We start from the raw sequence: 22,739 nt of genomic DNA, 5'->3' as shown, positions 1-22,739 counted from the left end.
TAGGAGTTATGAGTGATGAGTTAAAAATTCCTAACTCCTAACTTCTAACTCCTAACTCCTAACTCCTAACTTCTCTACATAACTATGAACACCACAACCAGCAAATCTAAGGAATTTGAACAACACTATTCGGGGACACTTTCAGATTATGTAACTGCGATCGCTTGGTCGCCACAAGGTAAAACTTTAGCAGCAACTTCCGCCGCCGGGGAAGTAGTTTTGTGGAATGATGGCGAACTCACAACTTTACAAACTGGTAACGGTAAATCAGTAGACTGTCTCGCATTTTCACCAGATGGAAAATTTTTAGCCGTTGGTGGACAAGATGGACAGGTGAAAATTTGGCACGATACCGAATTAATCGCCACCTTGGAAAATGCCCCCGCATGGGTTGACAAACTAGCTTGGAATTACACCAGTAACCAACTGGCTTTTAGTTTGGGGCGTTACGTCCAAGTTTGGGATGCAGATACTCGTGAAATTGTCGTGACACTGAATTTCGACAACTCTTCAGTATTGGGTATAGATTGGCGCATTGACGGACAATACTTAGCCATTAGTGGTTATAAGGGAGTCAAAATTTGGCATAGTCAAAACTGGGATGAAGAACCATACAACCTAGATATGACTACTGTTAGTGTAGCGATGGCTTGGTCGCCCGATGGCAAATTCCTGGCTTCTGGAAACATGGATCGTAGTGTCACCGTTTTAGAATGGAACAACCCCGACCCTTGGGTAATGCGTGGCTTCCCTGGTAAAATTCGCCAATTGGCATGGTCAGAAGCTACTACAAAAGTGGGTGCGCCAATACTGGCATCTTCTAGCGTTGAAGGTATTGTGGTGTGGGAAAAGCTAGAGGATGACACTTTAGGTTGGGAAGCGCGAGTATTAACAAATCATGTGGGTGTGATTAATGCGATCGCCTTTGCACCTAAAAGCTTCCTTCTCGCTTCTGTTGCTGCTGATGGCTGGTTGTGTTTGTGGAACAAAGCCAAGGAAGTATCCCAAATTATCACAGGTGTCTCAGCAGGATTTTCCACCCTAGCTTGGCATCCCCAAGGCAAGTTACTGGCCGCAGGCGGTGAACAGGGCGAATTACTTGTATGGTCAAAGGTTTTGCGAGGTCAAGGATTCGGGCGCAGTTAAAATAATTCGTAATTCGTAATTCGTAATTCGTAATTAAAGACTATTACATCAAAGTATTTATACGCAGACCGAAAAAAAGCGCCACTTAAAGCGCCACTTATAGATGTTGGCGTTCGCCTATCCTTTTGGAAGAAGGGTAATTAAACCCAACAATTACGAACTACGAATTACGAATTACGAATTATTAAAGTTGAAGGTGGTCAATTTATTAGCTATGCTGTATCAGCAAAGGTATCTTTGTGTAAATTATGAACATAGTCAAACTTATTTTACTTGCCTGTCCCGCATTTTTGGTATCCATGCTGCTGGTAGTCAATCCAGCACACGCATCCAGCCTGAAATCTGCTGATGATACCCAAATTATGACGGTAGTATCTATACAACAAATTCCTGATCTGGCAACACTACATTTGATTCAAACATCTAATCCGATTATTGATCAACTTGGTTGCAATTGTGCCAACTGTGTTCAGTCTAAATTTCAGTCGTTACAAGGCAAACTCCCATCCGTCGATTTTTAAATAAATTTAGGAGCTATGAATATTGTCCGGGCACAGCAATGCTGTGCCCTTATTAGTTTTATAAGCTTTTTGTACGTGGCGATCGCCTACGGCACGCACTCGTTGCAGCATAATTATTTATGATATTCGCTGAAGATCGCGCCTGAAAGACGAGGTAGGAAAGCTGTTAGGTGAATTCCTAGATACTGAGACAACTGCTGGTAAGCCAGTGAAATTGGTGCGTTCCCCATCTGCACTCAAGCTGTTAAGCTCTTGTTAAAAGAGCTAGTCCGAGGATTAGAAAACTTGCTAGAGTGAACAGAGTTAGCCTTAATGTCTAATCCCCAAAACCTATACATCTCATGGATTTTGCTAATATTGCATCCCAGCTAAACGCTGGAACGATTTTGCCAGAGGGGATTGTTATTCTCACCCTCTTGGGGGTTTTGATTGTTGATTTGATTTTGGGGCGTACATCCGCACGCTGGATTGGATATCTAGCGATCGCAGGTTTATTTGCTTCGATTGTCGCCCTATATTTTCAATGGGACTCTCCTAATCCCATCGGTTTTACCGGTAGCTTTAACAGTGATGACCTGAGTATCGTCTTTCGCGGTATTATTGCCTTGTCTGCGATCGCCACTATACTGATGTCAATTCGCTACGTTGAGCAGAGCGGCACTGCTTTAGCCGAATTCATCGCTATTTTGCTGAGTGCTACTTTAGGAGGGATGTTTTTATCCGGGGCTAGTGAGTTGGTGATGATTTTCATCTCCCTAGAAACCCTGAGTATCTCCTCTTACTTGTTGACAGGTTATACCAAGCGTGACCCCCGCTCCAATGAAGCGGCGCTGAAATACTTGTTAATTGGAGCTTCCAGTACAGCAATATTTTTGTACGGTGTATCACTGCTGTATGGACTATCGGGAGGACAAACCGAACTAAGTGCGATCGCAAATGGCATTGCCACAGCGAAAGTAGGACAATCTTTAGGTTTAGTGATTGCCCTGGTTTTTGCGATCGCGGGTATTGGCTTCAAAATCTCCGCTGCACCCTTCCACCAGTGGACACCAGACGTTTACGAAGGCGCTCCCACCCCAGTTATCGCCTTTTTATCTGTCGGTTCCAAAGCAGCTGGGTTTGCCCTAGCCATCCGCTTGCTGACAACAGCCTTCCCTCTTGTTGCTGACGAGTGGAGGTTTGTCTTCACGGCTCTAGCCGTTCTCAGCATGATTTTGGGTAACGTAGTCGCCCTAGCTCAAACCAGCATGAAACGGATGCTAGCTTATTCATCCATTGCCCAAGCTGGGTTTGTGATGATTGGCTTAATTGCTGGTACACAGGCAGGGTATGCCAGTATGATATTTTACCTACTGGTTTATCTGTTCATGAACCTGTGCGGCTTTACCTGCATCATCCTGTTCTCACTACGGACGGGAACTGACCAGATTGCCGAATACTCTGGTTTATATCAAAAAGACCCACTCCTAACACTGGCGTTGAGTATCTCCCTGCTTTCCTTGGGTGGTATTCCACCATTAGCTGGATTTTTCGGCAAGATTTACTTATTTTGGGCTGGTTGGCAAGCAGGACTTTATTGGTTAGTCTTGCTAGGCTTAGTTACTAGCGTCGTCTCGATCTATTACTACATTCGCGTAGTTAAGATGATGGTAGTCAAAGAACCCCATGAAATGTCCGACGCGGTGAAGAATTATCCACAAGTGCGTTGGGATTTGCCTGGGCTAAGACCTTTGCAAGTCGGGTTGGTGGTAACATTGATTGCCACTTCTATAGCAGGGATTTTGTCAAATCCACTGTTTACATTGGCTAATAATTCCATCTCCCACACACCATTTTTGCAAGCAACAATCAACAGTAATGTAAAAGCACAAAATCTACTGCTTTTGCCAAAGTTAGATTCGGTTAGTCAGTCTCAACCCTCAGTTGATTCTACTGCTAAGATTTAACCGATTCTCAACCAAACTTTGTACTCAAATACACGCCTGTTTGCTAATTAGCAGACAGGCGTTTGTCATATCTTTTCACTTAAATATGAGACTGAGTTAATAGGTATCTTAATCACAAATTCTGCACCTTTTCCTGGAACAGAAAAACAACTAAGTTCTCCGTTATGTTTTTCAACTATAATTTGATAGCTTATAGATAGTCCTAGTCCAGTACCTTTGCCCACAGATTTAGTGGTAAAAAATGGATCAAATAGCTTTGAGCGAACTTGTTCATTTATCCCCAAACCATTATCAGCAATAGTAACCGTTATCCATTTTTCATCGATTAGCTCAGTTTTAATTTGAATTTGGGGATTATTATTTATCAGTTTTTGATTGTCAGTTGTTTGTGGATTTACCGATGCCTCCAATGAATCGATCGCATTAGCAAGAATATTCATAAAAACTTGATTAAGTTGGCCAGGATAGCAAGTTACATTCGGCAGTTGACTATATTTTTTGATGACTTTGATTTCTGGGTACTCATGCCTAGCTTGAAGGCGATGCTCCAAAATCATTAAAGTACTATCAATTCCTTCATGGATATTGACTTGCTTAAGTTCTGCTTCATCAAGTCTGGAAAAGTTACGTAGTGATTTAACAATTTCCTGAATGCGTTCTGTTCCCACTTTCATGGACTGGAAAAGTTTAGTTATATCTTGAATCAGAAAATCTAAGTCTATTTCTTCTACTTGCTCTTGGATTTCAAGAGGAGTATTTGGACAAAGTTGTTGATAAATTTGCACCAATTTCAGTAAATCTTGAGTATATTTATGGGCGTGATGAAGGTTGCCATAAATAAAACTCACGGGATTATTAATTTCATGGGCAATACCAGCTACCATCTGACCTAAACTAGACATTTTCTCAGCTTGGATAAGCTGAGTTTGGGTAAGTTGTAGTTCGTTTAGTGTTTCTTGTAAAGCAGTTGTACGTTCCTCAACCCGAATTTCTAGCTCTTGATTCGCTTTCCAAAGCGCTTCCTCTGCTTGTTTTCGTCTTTGAACTTCTTTTGCTAACTCATCGATTTTTTCGTTTAGAAGAACGAAATTACTGCTGGTCAGAGTTCTATTTTCCAAGCGTAAGAGAATTAAAGCTGAAGATTCAGGAGACCAAGGTTGAATAACGGCTCCTTGGCTACGACATATTAACGTTTGTCCATCATTCTTTCGTAAAGTCAAGGAGCCAAGAACCATTGCCCTACTACTTGAACAAGCTTGCAGATACCTGACAATATCGTTGGTAGACTCAGTTACAATTTCAAAGAGCATTCTTCCGCGCAGTTCCTGACGGCGTAAACCTAGCATATCTGCTACTGGTTGATTGGTAGCTAACAACTGACCCTCTCCACTTACCAGGAGTAAAGGTTCTGGTAAAACTTTGGCCAGTTCAAGAAATTGTTCAGGAGTCATGGGGCTTCCAATTTCAAGGTTCGACTCTACTTTACATATCTGCACTAAACTTATATCCCGAAGTTATTTTGGTGGTGAAGAGTTTATACAGATTCTAGTCCTCTAAAGTATTCTCTACCTTCTGCATCTTCTGCCTCTTCTGTAAATTTTAAGTAAACAATAACTCTACATCCAGAAGCACCCTGTGCTATGGTTTCTTGCAATTCTACTTTCGCATATCCCAGATTATTAGCTGCGATCGTCCCAAAGACATTTGAGGTCATCATACACATGGCAGGGCGATTAAGCACTTTTTCGCCAAATGGGCAAACGCGGTTGCCAAAGACAATTTTTTCATCATCCTGCTCAATGACATAAAAATCACCTTGAATTCGTTTTTTTAAGTCAATCAAGACATCAGCGACCTGCTTACGAGAAAGGTTGGAAACTTCCAGGGCAGATTTGTAATCTTGGTTGAGCTGCCTAGCCATCCTTTGACCAACTACGCTAATAAATCCAGAAGCTTCTTCTAAGCCAACTACGTCCTGCAAAGTGCCAGATAACTCTCTGATTAATGTACGTAAAAATATATCGCGTTCTAAAGGAAGATTAAGTGTAGCTATTGAGTGGTTAAGTGCATTGGTCATAAATTTTGAGGACACAATCTTGAACTACAGTTATAGAGTTCCCCAAAATGCCTCCAAAGTAACTGCTTAATCTTTTTCTTTAGAAAATTTGATGTTTACTTTTGTTTTTAATAAATAGTAATGTAATAGTCATCACAAATTCTGAACTTTCTTGTTACGACAGTTCCAGATTTTGCAAAGTCTTTTCTAGCTTATGTTCCCATCACCCAATATGCTTTTGGGTTAAGGCTTGATGCTCCCTAACCCTCCTTAAAAAGGAGGGAATTAAGTCTCCTTAAAAACGGGTTTTGAGGATCTTCTGGGGCAAAATATCACTAATACCAAGTATAAGTAATCGCTAACAATTATTTACACATGAGTTTTTAGTCTGGACAAGGGTTTCATCTCTTAACTTTTTGTAATTAATTTTGTTTAACTACTTATTGTATTGTTAACCCATACATAAATCTGCTTGCTCATAATCAGGATAAAATTTTCCTGTTTTCCATAAATAGACTTGTTGCTTTTAAACCGTAAGTAATTACGAATTATAAACCATGAATTATTCAATCATCATGACCTGCTACCAAATTGAACATTTATTTTTCAGAATATTAATTTGAGTAATTACTATATTTGCTATTTCAAGAAATTGGAATGGTAATTATAAACTCAGAACCTGCTCCTAACACAGAATTTACTTCTAAAGTTCCTTTATGTTTTTGGACAATTATTTGATAAGCAATTGATAATCCTAATCCTGTTCCTTTTCCCACAGGTTTGGTTGTAAATAAATTATCAAACATTTTAAGCTGAACATCAGGCGATATTCCCACACCATTATCTTTAACCCGAATCAATACGTGATTTATATCTTCAATTAGGTCAGTATGAATTGTGATTTGATTGGGATTTGCCTTAATCTCATTAAAGCTCAGTCCAGAATTAGATTCTTCTAAAGCATCAATGGCATTTGCCAATAGATTCATAAATACCTGATTCAGTTGTCCTGGAAAGCATTTTACTGGAGGGAAATTGCCGTAATCTTTAACTATTTGAATAGCAGGACGAATCTTATTAGCTTTCAAACGGTGCTTGAGAATGAGGAGAGTATTATTCATGCCTTCATGAATATCAAAAATAACTTTTTGTTCTGTATCTGCTCTAGAGAAAGTTCGCAAGCTATTGCTAATGTTGGAAATGCGATCTGTGCCTTCTCTCATTGAGGAAATCAGTTTAGGTAGATCCTCGCGCACATACTCCAGATCAATCACTTGGATTGTTTCTTGAATTTCTTGAGATGCCTTGGGATAGGTTTGCTGATAAAGGTCGATGAGATGTAATAAATTCTGAATGTACTCTTTAGCCGGAGTCAGATTACCTGCTATAAAGCCAACTGGATTATTAATTTCATGAGCTACATCTGCGACAAGACTTCCCAGAGTAGACATCTTATTTTGCATTATCTGAAGATTAAGAAGCATCATTTCTAGTTCATGACTTCTGTCTTCTAACTTGTTTTGATATTCTTTTAACTCATCAATTACTTTTCTGAGCAAACATTCTTTCTTGTTATTTACATCTTCAAGTTTTATCCGATCAGATTCAGAACGTTCCAATTGCTTTTGGAGAATTCTATTGGCTTTTTTTAGTTCCTTAATTTCTTGTTGATAATCCCCCATTTCCATCAGTTTTTACCGAGTTCCCAAAATTAAAGTTACAAAAGTTTCATTGTGAAATTGCGTCTGACTAATTCGATCTATAGGAGCAATCTCTCCATAAGAATAAAATCCACAAGCAGGAAAATATTTAGCCATACAAAGTTTTGTATTCTGGTACTCTTCTTGTGCCCTAGTACCAAGTATTTGCCGACGAGCTACACATGAAAAAAACACAACAGCACTGGGTTCTGCACCTGGATAATTATCTAAGGCACTCATGAATGAAGCTTTGGAAGCTGCTAGAATATCTTCATAAGCTGCTTCTGAAATTTGAATAATTGCTTGGTCGGGAATATCTCCAAAAAAGGTTATGCTACCAGATTCTTGGTTGTAAGCAATAGGTGCCCTTATATAAAAATTGTCTCCATTCTGAGCAAACACTGCTAGCGGATATTCCATTGAAGGAGGAAGCAAACCTAGATAATTTTGATAAAAATCTAAAGCTGGTTTACCATCTATTTCATAGACTATATTCTTATCTACCTTAGTTACTTTGCTTATTTGACCGATGGGATGCCAACCACTTGCAATCCCGTGAGAAAAGAATATTGTGCCGGAAAAAAGCAGAATTGGTACAGAATCACTTAATACTTCTGTTTGAAAAAATTGATATGTATTTTGGTATCTTGACTGATCGGCTGCCAAACCACCAAATATCGGCACATGTTGTCCAAGAGCTAGCTTTAAGCCATTCAATATAGACACACCACTAGTTGTGAGGCTCTCTGGATGAGTTAAGCATAGCTTTGGAGGTGCAGTACTTTTTGCTTTTGCTTGCTCTACAGCTTGTTTAGTTGCAGTAATTGGATCAGCTGAAACTTTGCGTCCAACTCCTGCATAAATTTCAACTTCGTCTGAGCAGAACAACATCAAGGTGATTGAGTCCTGCTGAAACTCTAAGACTGAAGAAATTTCTCCATCTGTTGTTCCACCAATCAACTCAATCCCTGGATAAGCCTGATAAATTTGCTGCAAAATGAGAGAATGTTCAAAATCAATTGCAGCAAAAAGAATTCCAGCTTTTGGTATATCTCCTGCAAGAGAACTGGAACATTGCTCAATAACTTCTTCAACTGCGGATAGAGAATCTGGATCGTTACTGTGGCCTACTACTGCCTTAAACATAAATTTACCTATTATGTTGATGAACGCAATTTGCTATGATCCCTAAATGGGAAGCTTAATAATGAACTCTGAACCTTGTCCTAGTGTTGAATTTACCTCTAGAGTTCCTCCATGTTTTTCGACAACAATTTGATGGGCAATTGATAATCCTAATCCTGTACCTTGACCCACAGGCTTGGTAGTGAATAAATGATCAAAGATTTTTTGCTGGACATCAGTTGACATTCCCACGCCATTATCTTGAATCCGAATCAATATATGATTTTTATCTTCAGTGAGGGAAGTTTGAATCAAAACTTGATTGGGATTTGCTTCAATTTCAATATAGGTGCGTCCTACATTAGACTCCTCTAAAGCATCAATAGCATTAGCTAATAAATTCATAAATACCTGATTTAGTTGTCCGATAAAACATTCTAGTTCTGGCAAATTATCGTAATCTTTAATTACTTGAATATCAGGACGATCCTCGGATGCCTTTAAGCGATGTTTGAGGATCATGATGGTGCTGTCTATACCATCATGAATGTTGCAATAAACCTTGCGATCGCTATCTGACCGAGAAAAGGTTCTCAGACTGGTACTAATATTGCGAATGCGCTGAACTCCCTCTTTCATCGAGGAAATTAAATTAGGTAGATCAGCAAGCATATATTTCAAATCTATCGCTGCAATTTCCTCTTGAATTTCTGGAACCGGATGAGGATAGTACTGCTGATAGAGACTAATAATGTTAACCATATCTTGGAAATATACTGAAGCATGTCCAAGATTGCCATGAATAAAACCAACTGGATTATTAATTTCATGAGCAACACCTGCTACTAATTGACCAAGGGCAGACATTTTTTCTGTCTGTACAAGCTGAAGTTGAGAATCTTGTAGGTCTTTTAATGCCCTAGACAACGCTGCTGTCCTTTCTGAAACTCGCTTTTCTAAAGTTTTTGTGAGATTTCGTAATTGAAGATGGGTTTTAATTCTAGCTAATAATTCTTCTTCATGAAAGGGCTTAGTGATATAATCAACTGCCCCTATATTTAGACCCTTTACTTTACTATCAGTATCAGAATTTGCCGTCATAAAAATTACTGGTATATCACAAGTAGCTAAATTTTGTTTCAGCCTTTTACAGGTTTCAAATCCGTCTATTCCTGGCATCATCACATCTAATAAAATTAAATCAGGCAGTAGATATTCAGCCTGTTTAAGTGCCCTTTCTCCATCATGCTCTGTAGTAACTTCAAAACCTACAGTAGTTAATACATCAAAGACAATTTCTAAATTTGTAGTAGTGTCATCAACTACTAGAATTAAACTATCTTTTGGTACATAAAGCATTGGTATGTCTGGCTTATAAGTCATTGTATTTAAATTAATCTGACTCCTTATGACTTGTTTACTATTTAGCCCCGCGATCGCAGCTAAGTCACCTCTATTTTGTTCGCAGGCTGACTGATAATTTTCTCGTCTGACAATCCTATAGTTCCCAAAAAGTCTGACAACAGCAACATTTTCACACTAAATTGCTCTATGCGACCACGGGGGCGATCGCTACACGATGGAAATTTACCACCAATCTTCACTTTCACTAGAGTTGAATATCCTCTTTCATAAGGCGATCGCTCTAAAATTAGTCATTATTACCCTTGTCTTTTTATAAGGTTAGTGTTATTTCAGTATAATTTTACTGATGTTTAATACTAGTTTTGGAAGTTTGTAATCTGTATTTATGATGAGCATAAATATATATGAACGTCTTTTTTAGAGAATGTGAAATCCATATATTCTCGGATATGTTTTTAAAAAATATAATGAATAATTGCTGATTAGCTGGGAAATATTTACACACCTTAAAATTTCACCACTATTAATGTAAAGCTAGTTTGCTGGCTGTGCAAGCGTGATGTGAATAGGAATTAAATTTAAAACCTATATTTCCTAAATTATTAATAACTTCATGAAGACTACTGATATGAAACAAACAAGTATTCCTGATTTATACTGCCCATTTTCAACTCAGATAAATAAGCATGTAGATGTTTTGGAAGAGTATGCTTTTGAATGGGTGCTACGCTTTAACCTTCTGGCACATGAATCGTCTTATCAGCGTTTCTATAAGGCAAAATTCTTTTTACTAGCCGCAGGTACTTATCCTTCCTGTCAGCTTGAAGAACTTAAGATTGCAAATGACTTATTGAGTTGGTTATTTATTTGGGATGACCAATGCGATTTGTCAGATTTAGGAAAACAACCTGAACTACTTAAGGGTTTTCACAATAGATTTTTGGAAATATTAAATGGGGAAGAACTTACGAATCAAGATGTACCCCTTGCTTATGCCTTAAGTAACTTAAGACATAGAATACTCGAAAGAGGAAATAGAAAATGGTTTCATCACTTTCTCTGTAGCTTTAAAGGCTACTTCCAAGGATGTGTGGAAGAAGCCACTAACCGTATACAGGGAGTTGTACCTGATATTGACACTTATATGGCGATACGTATATTAGCCGGAGGGGTGGAGCCTGTTATCGAATTGATTGAATTTTGCGATCATTTAATAATTCCTGATTTTGTCCGAGAACAATACATTGTCAAAGAACTAAAACTGATGGCAAATAAGGTTCTTTGCTGGGGTAATGATATTTTCTCGGCACTTAGGGAAATGGAAGATGGCGATGTTCATAATTTAGTATTGGTATTGCATTATCAACAGAAGTTGCCTTTGGAACAAGCAATCAAGCGTGCTGCTGAAATCCACGATCAAGACGTGCTAACTATGATGAATCTAGAAGCATCTATTCCAAATTTTGGAGAACAAGAAGATGCTGAAATCGCAAAATATATATCAGGATTGCATAGCTGGATAAGTGCCAATCTCGCTTGGTGTGCTCAATCTACTCGCTATCAGACTGTTGAAAAGCTAGAGGTCATTAAATGTTAGAAGAATTGCAATTTTCTAAGTAAAGTCGGAAACTGTCGCGCATTTTACTTGTATTTTTTGCCGCTTGTAGTTCTGAGATTTGAACATAAAAAGTCAATAGCCACTTATTACTCTAAAGATGAGGGCGGTAAATTAGCAAAATTTCATCATGAAACATTCAATGCAACTACCTAATCCTCTGCCAACTCCTTCATTGCGACAAAAGCTTCAATGGGTTATTGACCCTGTTAGCTATATGGAAAATGCAGCTCAACAGTATCCCGATATTTTTACTGGTAAGATAATCGGTTTTGGTGACACGGTAGTCTTTGTAAACCATCCCAAAGCAATCCAGGCAATATTAACTAATGATAGAAAGAAGTTTACAGCCGTTGGGGAACTCAACGGAATTTTGCAGCCGATTTTGGGGAGTTATTCAGTCCTGATGCTGGAGGGCGATCGCCACAAACGTCAACGACAACTGGTGACACCCTCTTTTCATGGAGAGCGGATGCAAGCCTATGGTCAGCTAATCTGTAATGTGTCTGAAAAAATCTTTAGTCAGTTACCACTAAATAAGCCCTTTTTAGCACGTAATCTAACACAGGATATATCCCAGCAAGTCATTTTACAGGCTATCTTTGGCTTGTCTGAGGGAGAAAAAATTCAAAAACTTAGACAACTATTGCCGTTGCTGTTAGAGCTTTTTCAGTCACCTTTCACTTCTAGTTTATTCTTTTTCTCATTCTTGCAACAGGATTTAGGAGCTTGGAGTCCTTGGGGGAAGTTCCTACGCAATCGAGAGCAAATTGATCAATTTCTCTATACTGAAATTGCCGAGTGTCAGCAACAACCTGATCCAGAACGCATCGATATTCTCTCTTTGCTGATATCATGTCGGGATGAAGCAGGCCAACCGATGACGGCTCAGGAGTTGCGCGATCAGTTAATAACCCTAATACTTGCCGGTTATGAAACTACGGCATCGGCAATGGCTTGGGGATTGTACTGGATTCACCAAAAGCCTTTAGTCCATGAAAAACTACTCCAAGAACTGGACACTCTCGGTGATTCCCCAGACCCTATGAGCATTTACCGACTGCCATATCTCACAGCTGTCTGTAATGAAACCTTGCGAATTCACCCCGTTACAATGTTTTCGTTTCCTAGAGTAGTGCAAGAACCCGTTGAATTATTGGGACATCCTTTAGAGCCTGGAACTGTACTGCTTCCCAGTATTTATCTCACTCATCAACGAGAGGATTTATATCCCCAGCCCAAAGAGTTTCAACCAGAGCGCTTTGTTGAACGTCAATTTTCTCCCTATGAATTCCTGCCCTTTGGCGGTGGTGCGCGTCGTTGTATTGGTGAAGCTTTGGCTATATTTGAAATGAAGCTAGTATTAGCAACCGTTTTGTCACGCTATAACTTGGCGCTAGCTGATCAGCGTCCAGAGCGACCTCAGCGTCGAGGTTTTACCCTTGGACCTGCCAGTGGAGTCAAGATGGTAATTACAGGACGACGTGCGCGTCAAGAGTCTTTAGTTAATATGACAACTACACCCGTATCCTAGTAGCTTGTCAGAGTTGTTGTGATGAGTCTTAACAACCACCCAGTTTGTTATAACAAACTGGGTTTTTAGAATTATCAGTTGGGTAGAGCAAAACAAAACTCGACAAACTTCCAAATGTTAGGTTTCGCTTCACTTAACCAACTTTGTATTTTAAAAGAAGTGTTACTAGTCTAGATATCTGACTGTTGCATCGGGATCTCAATCACGAACTCAGTCCCCTTTCCTAATGAGGAATCACAGGTTAAACGACCCTTGTGTTTGTCCACAATAATCTGATAGCTAATCGACAAACCCAACCCCGTACCACTTCCTACCGACTTAGTGGTGAAAAATGGGTCAAAGATTTTCTGCTGAACTGCTTTTGTCATACCAGAACCATTATCTGCAATCCGAATTATCACTGTATTAGAATCTGTGATTTCAGTAAAGATATGAATTTTTCCTACTTTATGAGAAGCTGCTGACGCCTCTATGTCCTTTGTTATTTGTTCTTTGTCATTTCCCAATAATGGATGAGCAATGACAAATGAATCTTCTAAAGCATCGATCGCATTACTCAGTATATTCATAAACACCTGATTTAGTTGACCAGGGTAACAAATAACTTCCGGTAATTTTCCGTATTCTTTGATGACTTCAATTTCCAGTAAATTACTCTTTTCTTTAAGTCGGTGCTGCAAAATCATTAAAGTGTTGTCTATTCCCTCATGAACATCTACAGGCTTCATCTCAGATTCATCTAGGCGAGAAAAGTTGCGTAAGCCCAAAACAATATTCCGGATACGCGAACTCCCCACTTTCATTGAATCTAGAATCTTTGGCAAGTCTTCTGCTAGGAAATCTATATCAATCTCCTCAGCTTTCTCCTTAACTAAAGGCGAAGGAAGGGGATATTCCTGCTGATAAACAACTATCAAATCTAGCAAGTCTTGAACATACTCACCAGCATGATTAATATTGCCATGAATAAAGTTAATAGGGTTATTTATTTCATGAGCAATTCCCGCAACCATTTGTCCTAAAGAAGACATTTTTTCACTTTGAATCAATTGAATCTGAGTACGCTGTAATTCCTGTAAAGCTTCTTCTAAACAGTGATTTTTGTGGTTAAGTTCCTGTGTTCTGTCCTGGACTTTTTCTTCCAGGCTATGATTGTATTCCTCCAAACTTTCTTTAGCTTGTGCCAAATTTTTATAAAGAATAGCATTCTCTAGTGATATTGCTGCTTGAGTGGTGAGGAGTTTAAGAACTTCTACGCGATCGCGTGTAAATGCTCCTGTTGTCAGATGATTTTCTAGGTAAAGAATCCCAATCAATTTACCTTGATTTAGAAGAGGTATAGACAATAAACTCTTAGGTTTTTCACTAATAATGTAGCTATCACCTACTAGAAAAGAAACAGCCATTGCATCATCAATAACTAAGATTTCTCTAGAGCGTTTAACATAGTTAATCAAAGTAATGGGAACATCATAGCTTGACTCAAGGCAAGTTGATGGAAACTCAGTGTATGTATGCTCAAAATTTGAACTTGAACAAATCGCCGTGACAGTTAATGCTAAGTTATCACCTTCGCTTAAAATTAAAGCGCATTTAGAGGCTCCTGCATTTTCCATAACAACTTCCATCAAAGTAGAAAGTAGTCGCTCAAGCTCGATTTCCCCAGAGAGTGCTTGAGATGCTTTAATGAATGCAGCTAAATCCAGAGAGTCAGAAATACTTGTTTTCGAGCCAATAACGGTTTGTTGATTACTCAGGGTAGATAAAGATGATATAGATGTGTTATTAAAAGAAGTGTTTTCCTCGCTAGAATGGATACTCAGTTTTTCTTGCTGAAATATAGGAGCCAGTAATTGGGGATAGCGTTTTGCCAAATCGTCAACCTTAGCTAAAGCTCCCCAGCGAACGTAGCTATAGTAGGCATCAGTTAGGTAAGTTTGGGCAATCTTATCTTTGTCCCACTCTAGATAAAATTTAGCCGCAAGTTCATTAGCAAGAGCTTCTTCGTTGATATACTCATGTTTTTTCGCAAGGGAGATAGCATGATCATACGATTCCATTGCTTCAATATATTGATCTCTAATTCGATGCCGTTCAGCTTCTACAAGATAATATTTGTGTAAATAATTCATAGGGGCATGATGTGCCCATTTTTGCATCTTTTCCTGATTAGCTTGTACTTTATCAAGAATAAGCTTTTGTTCAGAAGCGGATGCCTCAGAATACACTGCGAGTCTAGCCAGTGAATCGTAAAAATGGAAAAGAGGAAAAACTAGCTGTCCTATTCCACCATCTAAATACTTTTCTGCCAAAGCAGCATTTTCAACCGCTTGAGTAAACTCATGAAATGAGTAGCATAACTGTAATTTATTGTAATATAAATATAAAAGTCCTATGCCATCATTGGTTTGAAGATGAAGCGGCTGTATTATCCCCTCATTATATGCTTTACCGATCAAATAACAGGGATTTACAACATTTCCCAGCCAGTTTAAAGTACTCTGCTGATATATGCTATTCCAGTTAAATATTGTTTCTTGCTTGATTTGTCTGATGGCATTGCTATAAGTTGCCATCTCACGTTCCAACTCTGTCAGTTCTTTACCGATGAAATATGTAGAGTAGCAATAATTGTTAAGACAATAGGCTGCATGTTCTAAATCTCCAGTTTCTAGCCCGGCAGAGTAAGCCTCAAGTAAAGGTTTTAATATTTCCCTAGTATGCTCTTTCCAATGCCAGATAGCTGTATAAAATACCATCATGATCTTAGTTTTAACTTCTTTAACATTGGATTTAACTAAAAGGCTCAAAGCTAATTTGCCAAATTGATAGCCAGATTCAATATCTCCCACTACTCCGCAGAGAATTACTCCGTAAGCAACATAGGCATAAGCAGACGAGGAAGTATTACCATATTTGAGTGATAAGTTGATTTGTTTAATAACAATCAGCGGAAATAGTTCGGGAGTAACTGAATAGGTCACAGCAGTTACAGCTGATAGGATACGCATAGCTGCTATCTGCTGGGCATCTGTCATCTCCGGTAGGTTCATTAAGTCATCAATGCACCTGCCGTTCAGATTTAACGCTAATTCCGCCATTGCTAGCTGAATATGAGACTGTCCTGGATTCTGAGGAAACTCCACACCCAAAAGTTTCAAAAAGGTTAGGGCAGTATTCACAGCCTCCAGTGCTTGGTTCTGCGCCCCATAAGCCTGGATTTTGACTTCATAAACTTTCACTTTTTCTAGCAGTGTTTTACGTACCAACACCACCTCCGCCAATTCCTCCATCTGTTCAAAGTTGCCAGCTAGGTATGCTGCCTCTGTCGCAGTCTCATATAAAGCCAGGGTAAGATGATGTTTTGTCTCCCAGCTATTACCTGCCAGTAATTGGATGCCAGTAGTTAAATACTTAACGGCCGCGGGATAAGCTGTTGAAGCTAAAGCTTTACGTCCAGCAATTAGATTCATCTGGGCCAGTTCATCTCGTTTCGCTTGAGGAGAGATGAATTCTACTGCGATATTAAACTGATTGACAAGCTCAAATATCTTTTCTTCCTGTTCTGCAACTGGAATATTGTTCAATAACAGTAGCCCAATTTTTAAGTGAATTGGCTTTTTTTGTTCTTCAGGAATCAAAGAATAAGCGGCTTGCTGTACTCTGTCATGTACGAATTTATACTTTGGTAACTGTAAATTAGAATTTGAAAATTGTGTAGATTCTATTCCATGAACAATGAATTCTTGATTAGTATTATCTTTTGAAAAAATATTGAAATTTTCAGTCTGTGGTAGAACTAGCCCATCAAGTAATGCTTGCCACAAATCTGATGCTGTATCTACTACAGATTTTTCATTGACGATCGCCAGAGTTTTTAAGTCAAATTGATTCCCAATACAGGCAGCCAGTTTCAGAACTTTTTGGGTAGATATTGGCAATTTTTCTATTTGTAGGGCGATAAATTCTACTACATCATCTGTGAGAGCTAATTCTTTGACTTTTGAAAGATCATACTGCCAATAACCAACATCATAATTTAATACAATTAGCCCGTCATCGTGTAAAGACTTAAGAAATTGGACAGAAAAGAAGGGATTGCCTTTAGTTTTGGCAAACACCATCTGGGTCAGAGGAACAGCAATTAATTCAGGACAATGGAGAGTATCAGCAATTAGATGATTTAAATCGCCTTGATTTAAGGGTGTAAGAGTGATCGTATTAATAACTGCTTTTGCGTTTTTAATCTCCTGTAGTGTCAAATAAAGCGGATGTGCCTTTGAAACTTCATTATCTCGATACGAACCAACTAACAATAAACTCCCTTTAGTTTCCCGCATATGTTCTGCCTCTTCTGAAAGAGAAGACAACGTGCTTTCGCACATTAATAACTGAATTAATTTCAAAGAGGCCGTATCTGCCCACTGCAAATCATCGAGAAAGATAACTAGGGGATGTTCTTTAGTTGTGAAAATTTTGATGAATTTTTGAAACAATAAATTGAAACGATTTTGGGCAGCACTGCCAGAGATTTCTGTAACTGGAGGCTGCTTACCAATAATCTGTTCTAGTTCAGGAATAACATCACTAATCACCTGAGTTTGTGTACCCAATTCCCGCAGTATTTTGACTTTCCATTGTTGAATTTGGGCATCAGTTTCTGAGAGTAGTTGCCCAATTAAGTCTCGAAAAGCTTGCACCAATCCTGATAAGGGAATGTCACGTTGAAACTGGTCAAATTTTCCTTTTATGAAGTAACTACGCTGCCGCACAATAGGTTTTTGGACTTCATTGACTACAGCAGTTTTGCCAATGCCAGAGAAACCTGCAACTAATATCATTTCTGTTGCCCCATCTGCTACGCGCCCAAAAGCAGCGAGTAGGGTTTCAACTTCACTTTGGCGACCATAGAGTTTTTCAGGGATTACAAAACGGTCTGAGATGTCCCTCACACTTAGTTCAAAGAGTGCAATATTTCCTGTTTCTTTCCACTGATTTTGGCACACCTCCAAGTCATGCTTTAATCCCAAAGCACTCTGATAGCGGTCTTCGGCATTTTTTGCCATCAGCTTGCTGATCATGTCAGACAAAATTGGCGGAATATTGGAATTAATCCGGCAGGCTTTTAGCGGTTGTTTGGCAATGTGAGAGTAAACTAACTCCATCGGATCTTTCGTGGTGAAAGGTAACTCTCCGGTAAGGAGTTGAAAAAAGGTGACACCGAGGGAATAAAAATCAGTGCGGTAGTCAATACCTCGGTTCATCCTTCCGGTTTGTTCTGGGGAAATGTAAGCTAGGGTGCCTTCTAAAACGTTGGGATTCGTGATAGATTGAATTTCTCTTGGTAGCAGAGTGGCAATACTAAAGTCGATGAGTTTTATTTCATCTGTACCAGGGTTTATCAGGATGTTGGCAGGCTTGATGTCTTTATGAATAATGCGATCGCGATGCAATCCTTCCAGGGTAGAAGCAATTTTAATGGCAATGTGGAAAAACTCATCTAGGGAAACCCTGTTTTCATCTTTCCCCTTATCGTCCAGTCGCCAGTTTTGGAGGGAAATGCCGCCAAAATCTTCCATTACCAGGACGTAGCTGTTACGGTAGCTTTCTAAGCTATAGGTTTTGACTATGCCAGGAAGATCAAGGTTTTTGATAATGATATATTGATTGCGGAACTGAGCGATTTCCGCGAACGTAGGATATTCATTCCGCATCAATTTGAGAACCACCGATTTTTGGTCTTGTTCTCTAATACCCCGGTAAACTAGGGTTTTACTGCCGGAGTAGATTTGCTCGGTAATGCGATAGCCAGGAAATGCATATAATGTATCTAATACTACTAACATTGTAGACTATGCTCATAATTCTTGTTTCTATGGCTTAGTATTCCCGTATGGAGATTATCGGTATCATGAAATAGGATTTTTTCTGGAATTTATATCAGAAGATAGAATTTTTGACTAAATATGCGATCTTGAACTATATAATTCTGGAAAGGCTAATTTTGGTATAAAAACATAAGGTTTTCAAGCGCGTTTCTACCAAATTACTTTGGTAAATATTTGCTCTTGCTGCTTTAGATTTATGGAGTAGCTATCAAGTTGTGAAGTAGATTTTGGATATAGCAGATCAAACAACAAAAAAGCCTGCCGTTTTCCTTAGCTTAAGAGCAAACTGCGGCAGGTTTATTGGGTTTATAACTGCTTTGCTAGACTGTCAACCTCTTCTTTTGCGAAGAAACTGCGCGATCAGGGAATTCAAAATTCAAAATTTATATAGGCGCAGATAATTGCTAGTTATTTTTCCTATTTTGAATTTTGTTGTCAATGATGATTTGTGAACATAAGTGTTTTTGAACTAACTATTTTTACCCGCTTTTAATCGGACACCCGTTATTAGAGACGGGGTATTTTCGGCTGCGATAATAATAACGAGTACAAATGCTACTTGATTTTTTGTTTAATAAAAGTCACAACTTGAGTTAGCTGTTTCTTCAAGCCATCGATTTCAGCTTGCATTTTGACAATTTTCTCATTCAACGCATTAATGTCTGTGTCAGAGACTCCTCCGCTACTAGGGGTTGCGTTGCTTGCCGCCGTAGGCATCGCAGTATTTACAGCACTAGGGGTTGCTACTGTAATATTAGCGACACTAGCGGTTGTAGCTGTGCTATTTTTGACAGCAGATGTTGCTCCTACTGCGACTAGTTCTGGGCGTGGCTGTTTCGCCTTGGCCATAGCTAACTTAATCGCGCCAATTAGTTGCTTTTGATCAAAAGGCTTACCCAGAAATTCAAAGTATTCAAAGGGTTCTGTGATTTTCTCAGTCACCTCTTCCTTGCGACCAGACATGATCACCAAAGGAATTTTCCTTAACTCCGGATCGGCTTGAACTTTCTGGAAAACCTCCCAGCCACTCATTTTAGGTAACAGGAAATCCAGCATAATCAGGCTGAGTTTTTCCTGAAGGATGAAATTTAGTCCTTCCAAACCGTCTTTTGCTTCCAGTACCTCAAAATTGCCCGGAGGCAACATTTCTCGTACTTTTACCCTGACAACTGTAGTGTCATCGATAACTAAAATCTTGTTGCTTGCCACGACTGTTTGCTCTAACAGAAACTTTAAGTGTAAATAGCAGTTTTGCTGATTGTCCTTGAGAATCCTCCCACTATATACAAAATTTCGAGGAATTGGGGGATAGTATATTTCGGTATAAATGGCATTCCTAGAGGTGTTTTACAAAACTTTTGCTTGCGCTCTTTTCAATTTATGTCATGGTGATATTTAAGGCTTTAGCTTTGCTCTAGAGCATAAGGATACTGAGAGATGGTGATTTCATCAAGAGTGTCCCCGTGTCTCCCGCTCCCTGCGTCTATTCTTATCTATCATTTGTTAATTGACAGACCAGTACTCTATATCCGCATCTTGCTTGGATGTTTATGATTTCGTCACAACAAGCCGAACTAAAGTCTGAAATTAGGGCAATGCCCAGCTGGTTACGTCGCTCTATTGGCAAAGCCAGTGAAATATCTACCGTACAACGCATTATTAAGCAGCGCCAAATTCACACGATTTGTGAAGAAGGACGCTGTCCCAACCGGGGGGAGTGCTATGCCCAAAAAACTGCAACTTTCTTACTAATGGGGCCTACTTGCACACGCTCTTGTGCTTTCTGTCAAGTAGATAAAGGTCATGCACCAATGGCTCTTGATTTAGAGGAACCCCAAAAGGTAGCACAGGCAGTGCAGCTTTTGGGATTACGTTATGTGGTGCTGACTTCTGTAGCGCGTGATGACTTGCCCGATCAGGGTGCAGGGCACTTTGTGGCGACGATCGCGACTATCCGCCAGTTGAACCCAGAGACTCAAATTGAAGTGCTGACCCCAGATTTTTGGGGTGGTGCTGGTGTTGGGGAGTCAGGTCAGCGCCAGCGGATAGCCATAATTGTTAAAGCCAAACCAGCTTGTTTTAATCACAATATCGAGACAGTGCGGCGGCTAACTGGGCCAGTGCGCCGGGGAGCTAAGTACGATCGCTCGCTCTCGGTATTGGCTATGGTCAAAGAAATCGATTCGACAATTCCCACTAAATCAGGTTTGATGCTGGGACACGGAGAAACACTTGATGAAGTCGTTGAAGCAATGGCTGATCTAAGGTCTGTGGGGTGCGATCGCTTGACTATCGGGCAGTATATGCGTCCTTCTCTAGAACATCTGCCAGTCCAAAAATATTGGACTCCAGAGGAATTTGAGCAACTCGGCAGATTAGCATGGGAAATGGGATTTAACCATGTCCGTTCTGGGCCTCTGGTTCGCAGTTCCTATCATGCTGGAGAGGAGTGAGTGGGGAGTGGGGAGTAGAGAGTGGGAGAATGAGGAAGACGGGAGACAAGGGATAAAATCTTCCCAATGCTCAATGTCCCATGCCCAATTCCCAACTTCACACAAATATTCTTAAAGAATTTGGGTATTTGGTACACCAGTTTGGTATTTCTTAAAAAGTCCTGACATTAGGAGAATCGCATTATGACTGCTAAAACGAAGAATTCCCCAGTTGCCGACAGTGGAGCTAAACCTCCCTACGCCTATCGCACAGCCTGGGCAGTGTTATTGTTAGCTATCAATTTTTTGGTGGCAGCCTACTATTTCCACATTATTGAATAGTTAGAAGTGGAATGGTGCTGCTCAAATCGTTCCTTTAAATAAACCTTTGGGACGAATGAGCAGCACCAAAATCATGATTAACAGTGCTACACCCTGTTTATACTGTGAACCCAGCCAAGGGGTGCTGACTTCCTGGACGATGCCAATAATAAAAGCTGCTGCGATCGCACCGTAAGGGTTGCCAATCCCACCAAGAATTACTGAGGCAAATAATGGTAAAATTAAGAACCATCCCATGTTTGGACGCACGGCTGTAATCAACCCATACATACTTCCGCCCAATGAGGTAAGAGTGCCGGCAATTAGCCAAGTCCAGAAAATTACTCGGTCAACATTGATACCTGAGACCCTGGCTAAGTCCAGATCGTCAGCAACTGCCCGCATCGCTTTACCAATTTTAGTATTTTGCAGCAAGTAATGCAGCGCCAAAATTGCTAGCACCGCCAAACCCAATACTAATAATTGATTTTGCGGTACCTTTAAGCCAAAGATGTCTAAAGCTGGCGTAACAGGTAGATTATAATTTTGGTTCTTGCCACCCCATATAAAAATAATGCCGTTACGAAGAAATAAGGCAAGTCCGATAGAAATAATAATCAGCGTAGTGGAAGTAGCACGGATAGAGCGCATCTTTGACCACAGTAACTTTTCCGATAACAGCATTGCTGCTACTGTTCCCGCGGCCGCCAGGATCATCGACAGCCAAATATTGACTCCAATAGTGTTTATCAGCCAAGTCAGATAGGCTCCTAAAGTTAGAAAGTCACCATGAGCAAAGTTAGATAACCGTAGAATCCCGTAGGTAAGAGTGAGTCCGACTGCCGCTAGAGCAATAATGCTCCCCACCGCAATCCCGTTAACGATTAGTTGGGCGAATTGTGTATCCATAAGCCTTAAGTTGCTTTAACAAATTTTAGGTCAGTGGTTCATATAATAATTTTTTTGGAATTGCTGCTAAATTCAACATCATAAGTTATGGTTTATAACAACATAAGTTATGGTTTATAAATAAAAAAGAATTGTCCGCTAATATACATAGAATCCTTTTCGGATTTTTATGCGAAGCTAA

Annotated in this window: 16 protein-coding genes; 7 read left to right on the top strand and 9 right to left on the bottom strand. The window is 39.6% G+C overall.

Annotated features, from left to right (window positions below; translation table 11 throughout):
• The first annotated feature begins 84 nt into the window (after positions 1-84).
• From ACEYW6_RS07965 to ACEYW6_RS07955, 3 genes are all read left to right on the top strand, one after another.
• Positions 85-1,146, top strand: coding sequence for a WD40 repeat domain-containing protein (locus ACEYW6_RS07965; RefSeq protein ID WP_412979289.1), 1,062 nt, complete (start codon positions 85-87; stop codon positions 1,144-1,146).
• Between the two features lie 248 nt (positions 1,147-1,394).
• A complete protein-coding gene (locus tag ACEYW6_RS07960) occupies positions 1,395-1,667 on the top strand; it encodes a hypothetical protein (protein ID WP_412979288.1) in 273 nt (90 codons plus the stop codon).
• A 341-nt stretch (positions 1,668-2,008) separates the two neighbouring features.
• Positions 2,009-3,613 carry an NAD(P)H-quinone oxidoreductase subunit N gene (locus ACEYW6_RS07955; protein WP_412979287.1) on the top strand — a complete coding sequence of 535 codons (1,605 nt, stop codon included), beginning with the start codon at positions 2,009-2,011 and terminating at the stop codon, positions 3,611-3,613.
• A gap of 65 nt (positions 3,614-3,678) precedes the next feature.
• Here ACEYW6_RS07955 and ACEYW6_RS07950 read toward each other — a convergent pair whose 3' ends face one another.
• The 6 genes from ACEYW6_RS07950 to ACEYW6_RS07925 all read right to left on the bottom strand — a co-directional run bounded on the left by ACEYW6_RS07950 (position 3,679) and on the right by ACEYW6_RS07925 (position 10,104).
• The gene (locus ACEYW6_RS07950; RefSeq protein ID WP_412979286.1) at positions 3,679-5,064 is read right to left on the bottom strand and encodes an ATP-binding protein; all 1,386 of its coding nucleotides are present in this window, start codon (positions 5,062-5,064) and stop codon (positions 3,679-3,681) included.
• 83 nt (positions 5,065-5,147) lie between these two features.
• On the bottom strand, positions 5,148-5,690 hold the full coding sequence (locus tag ACEYW6_RS07945; protein ID WP_412979285.1) for a methanogen output domain 1-containing protein: 543 nt from the start codon (positions 5,688-5,690) through the stop codon (positions 5,148-5,150).
• A gap of 623 nt (positions 5,691-6,313) precedes the next feature.
• Complete coding sequence (locus tag ACEYW6_RS07940; protein WP_412979284.1) at positions 6,314-7,357, bottom strand: sensor histidine kinase; 1,044 nt, start codon at positions 7,355-7,357, stop codon at positions 6,314-6,316.
• 6 nt (positions 7,358-7,363) lie between these two features.
• Complete coding sequence (locus ACEYW6_RS07935) at positions 7,364-8,515, bottom strand: FIST signal transduction protein (protein ID WP_412979283.1); 1,152 nt, start codon at positions 8,513-8,515, stop codon at positions 7,364-7,366.
• Between the two features lie 42 nt (positions 8,516-8,557).
• Entirely contained in the window at positions 8,558-9,877 is a 1,320-nt protein-coding gene (locus tag ACEYW6_RS07930) for a response regulator (RefSeq protein ID WP_412979282.1), read from the bottom strand.
• 59 nt (positions 9,878-9,936) lie between these two features.
• Complete coding sequence (locus ACEYW6_RS07925) at positions 9,937-10,104, bottom strand: hypothetical protein (protein WP_412979281.1); 168 nt, start codon at positions 10,102-10,104, stop codon at positions 9,937-9,939.
• A gap of 383 nt (positions 10,105-10,487) precedes the next feature.
• Here ACEYW6_RS07925 and ACEYW6_RS07920 point away from each other — a divergent pair, with 383 nt between their 5' ends.
• Positions 10,488-11,456, top strand: a complete 969-nt coding sequence (locus ACEYW6_RS07920) for a terpene synthase family protein (RefSeq protein WP_412979280.1) — start codon at positions 10,488-10,490, stop codon at positions 11,454-11,456.
• Positions 11,457-11,616: 160 nt separating this feature from the next.
• Positions 11,617-13,008: a cytochrome P450 gene (locus ACEYW6_RS07915; RefSeq protein WP_412979367.1), complete on the top strand. Its 1,392-nt coding sequence runs from the start codon at positions 11,617-11,619 to the stop codon at positions 13,006-13,008.
• A 170-nt stretch (positions 13,009-13,178) separates the two neighbouring features.
• Here ACEYW6_RS07915 and ACEYW6_RS07910 read toward each other — a convergent pair whose 3' ends face one another.
• Complete coding sequence (locus tag ACEYW6_RS07910) at positions 13,179-18,854, bottom strand: AAA family ATPase (protein WP_412979279.1); 5,676 nt, start codon at positions 18,852-18,854, stop codon at positions 13,179-13,181.
• A 597-nt stretch (positions 18,855-19,451) separates the two neighbouring features.
• Entirely contained in the window at positions 19,452-20,105 is a 654-nt protein-coding gene (locus ACEYW6_RS07905; RefSeq protein ID WP_412979278.1) for a response regulator, read from the bottom strand.
• Between the two features lie 341 nt (positions 20,106-20,446).
• Here ACEYW6_RS07905 and lipA point away from each other — a divergent pair, with 341 nt between their 5' ends.
• Entirely contained in the window at positions 20,447-21,349 is a 903-nt protein-coding gene (lipA, locus tag ACEYW6_RS07900) for a lipoyl synthase (protein ID WP_412979277.1), read from the top strand.
• 183 nt (positions 21,350-21,532) lie between these two features.
• On the top strand, positions 21,533-21,670 hold the full coding sequence (locus ACEYW6_RS07895) for a photosystem I protein PsaX (protein ID WP_190892762.1): 138 nt from the start codon (positions 21,533-21,535) through the stop codon (positions 21,668-21,670).
• Positions 21,671-21,691: 21 nt separating this feature from the next.
• On the opposite strand, the gene ACEYW6_RS07890 is transcribed toward ACEYW6_RS07895, so the two are convergent.
• On the bottom strand, positions 21,692-22,558 hold the full coding sequence (locus ACEYW6_RS07890; RefSeq protein ID WP_190892760.1) for a branched-chain amino acid ABC transporter permease: 867 nt from the start codon (positions 22,556-22,558) through the stop codon (positions 21,692-21,694).
• Positions 22,559-22,739 lie beyond the last annotated feature (181 nt).

It is taken from the genome of Nostoc sp. UIC 10607, from assembly GCF_047228265.1.
Taxonomy (GTDB): Bacteria; Cyanobacteriota; Cyanobacteriia; order Cyanobacteriales; family Nostocaceae; genus Nostoc; species Nostoc foliaceum_A.
The sequence above is the reverse complement of the archived record's forward strand: the minus strand, read 5'-3'. Positions and strand labels throughout refer to the sequence as shown.

Excerpts from the sequence above, each read along its gene's own strand:
- ACEYW6_RS07965 (WP_412979289.1), top strand. The coding sequence starts at position 85 with ATGAACACCACAACCAGCAAATCTAAGGAATTTGAACAACACTATTCG.
- ACEYW6_RS07960 (WP_412979288.1), top strand. The coding sequence starts at position 1,395 with ATGAACATAGTCAAACTTATTTTACTTGCCTGTCCCGCATTTTTGGTA.
- ACEYW6_RS07955 (WP_412979287.1), top strand. The coding sequence starts at position 2,009 with ATGGATTTTGCTAATATTGCATCCCAGCTAAACGCTGGAACGATTTTG.
- ACEYW6_RS07950 (WP_412979286.1), bottom strand. The coding sequence starts at position 5,064 with ATGACTCCTGAACAATTTCTTGAACTGGCCAAAGTTTTACCAGAACCT.
- ACEYW6_RS07945 (WP_412979285.1), bottom strand. The coding sequence starts at position 5,690 with ATGACCAATGCACTTAACCACTCAATAGCTACACTTAATCTTCCTTTA.
- ACEYW6_RS07940 (WP_412979284.1), bottom strand. The coding sequence starts at position 7,357 with ATGGAAATGGGGGATTATCAACAAGAAATTAAGGAACTAAAAAAAGCC.
- ACEYW6_RS07935 (WP_412979283.1), bottom strand. The coding sequence starts at position 8,515 with ATGTTTAAGGCAGTAGTAGGCCACAGTAACGATCCAGATTCTCTATCC.
- ACEYW6_RS07930 (WP_412979282.1), bottom strand. The coding sequence starts at position 9,877 with ATGACTTATAAGCCAGACATACCAATGCTTTATGTACCAAAAGATAGT.
- ACEYW6_RS07920 (WP_412979280.1), top strand. The coding sequence starts at position 10,488 with ATGAAACAAACAAGTATTCCTGATTTATACTGCCCATTTTCAACTCAG.
- ACEYW6_RS07915 (WP_412979367.1), top strand. The coding sequence starts at position 11,617 with ATGCAACTACCTAATCCTCTGCCAACTCCTTCATTGCGACAAAAGCTT.
- ACEYW6_RS07910 (WP_412979279.1), bottom strand. The coding sequence starts at position 18,854 with ATGTTAGTAGTATTAGATACATTATATGCATTTCCTGGCTATCGCATT.
- lipA (WP_412979277.1), top strand. The coding sequence starts at position 20,447 with ATGATTTCGTCACAACAAGCCGAACTAAAGTCTGAAATTAGGGCAATG.
- ACEYW6_RS07895 (WP_190892762.1), top strand. The coding sequence starts at position 21,533 with ATGACTGCTAAAACGAAGAATTCCCCAGTTGCCGACAGTGGAGCTAAA.
- ACEYW6_RS07890 (WP_190892760.1), bottom strand. The coding sequence starts at position 22,558 with ATGGATACACAATTCGCCCAACTAATCGTTAACGGGATTGCGGTGGGG.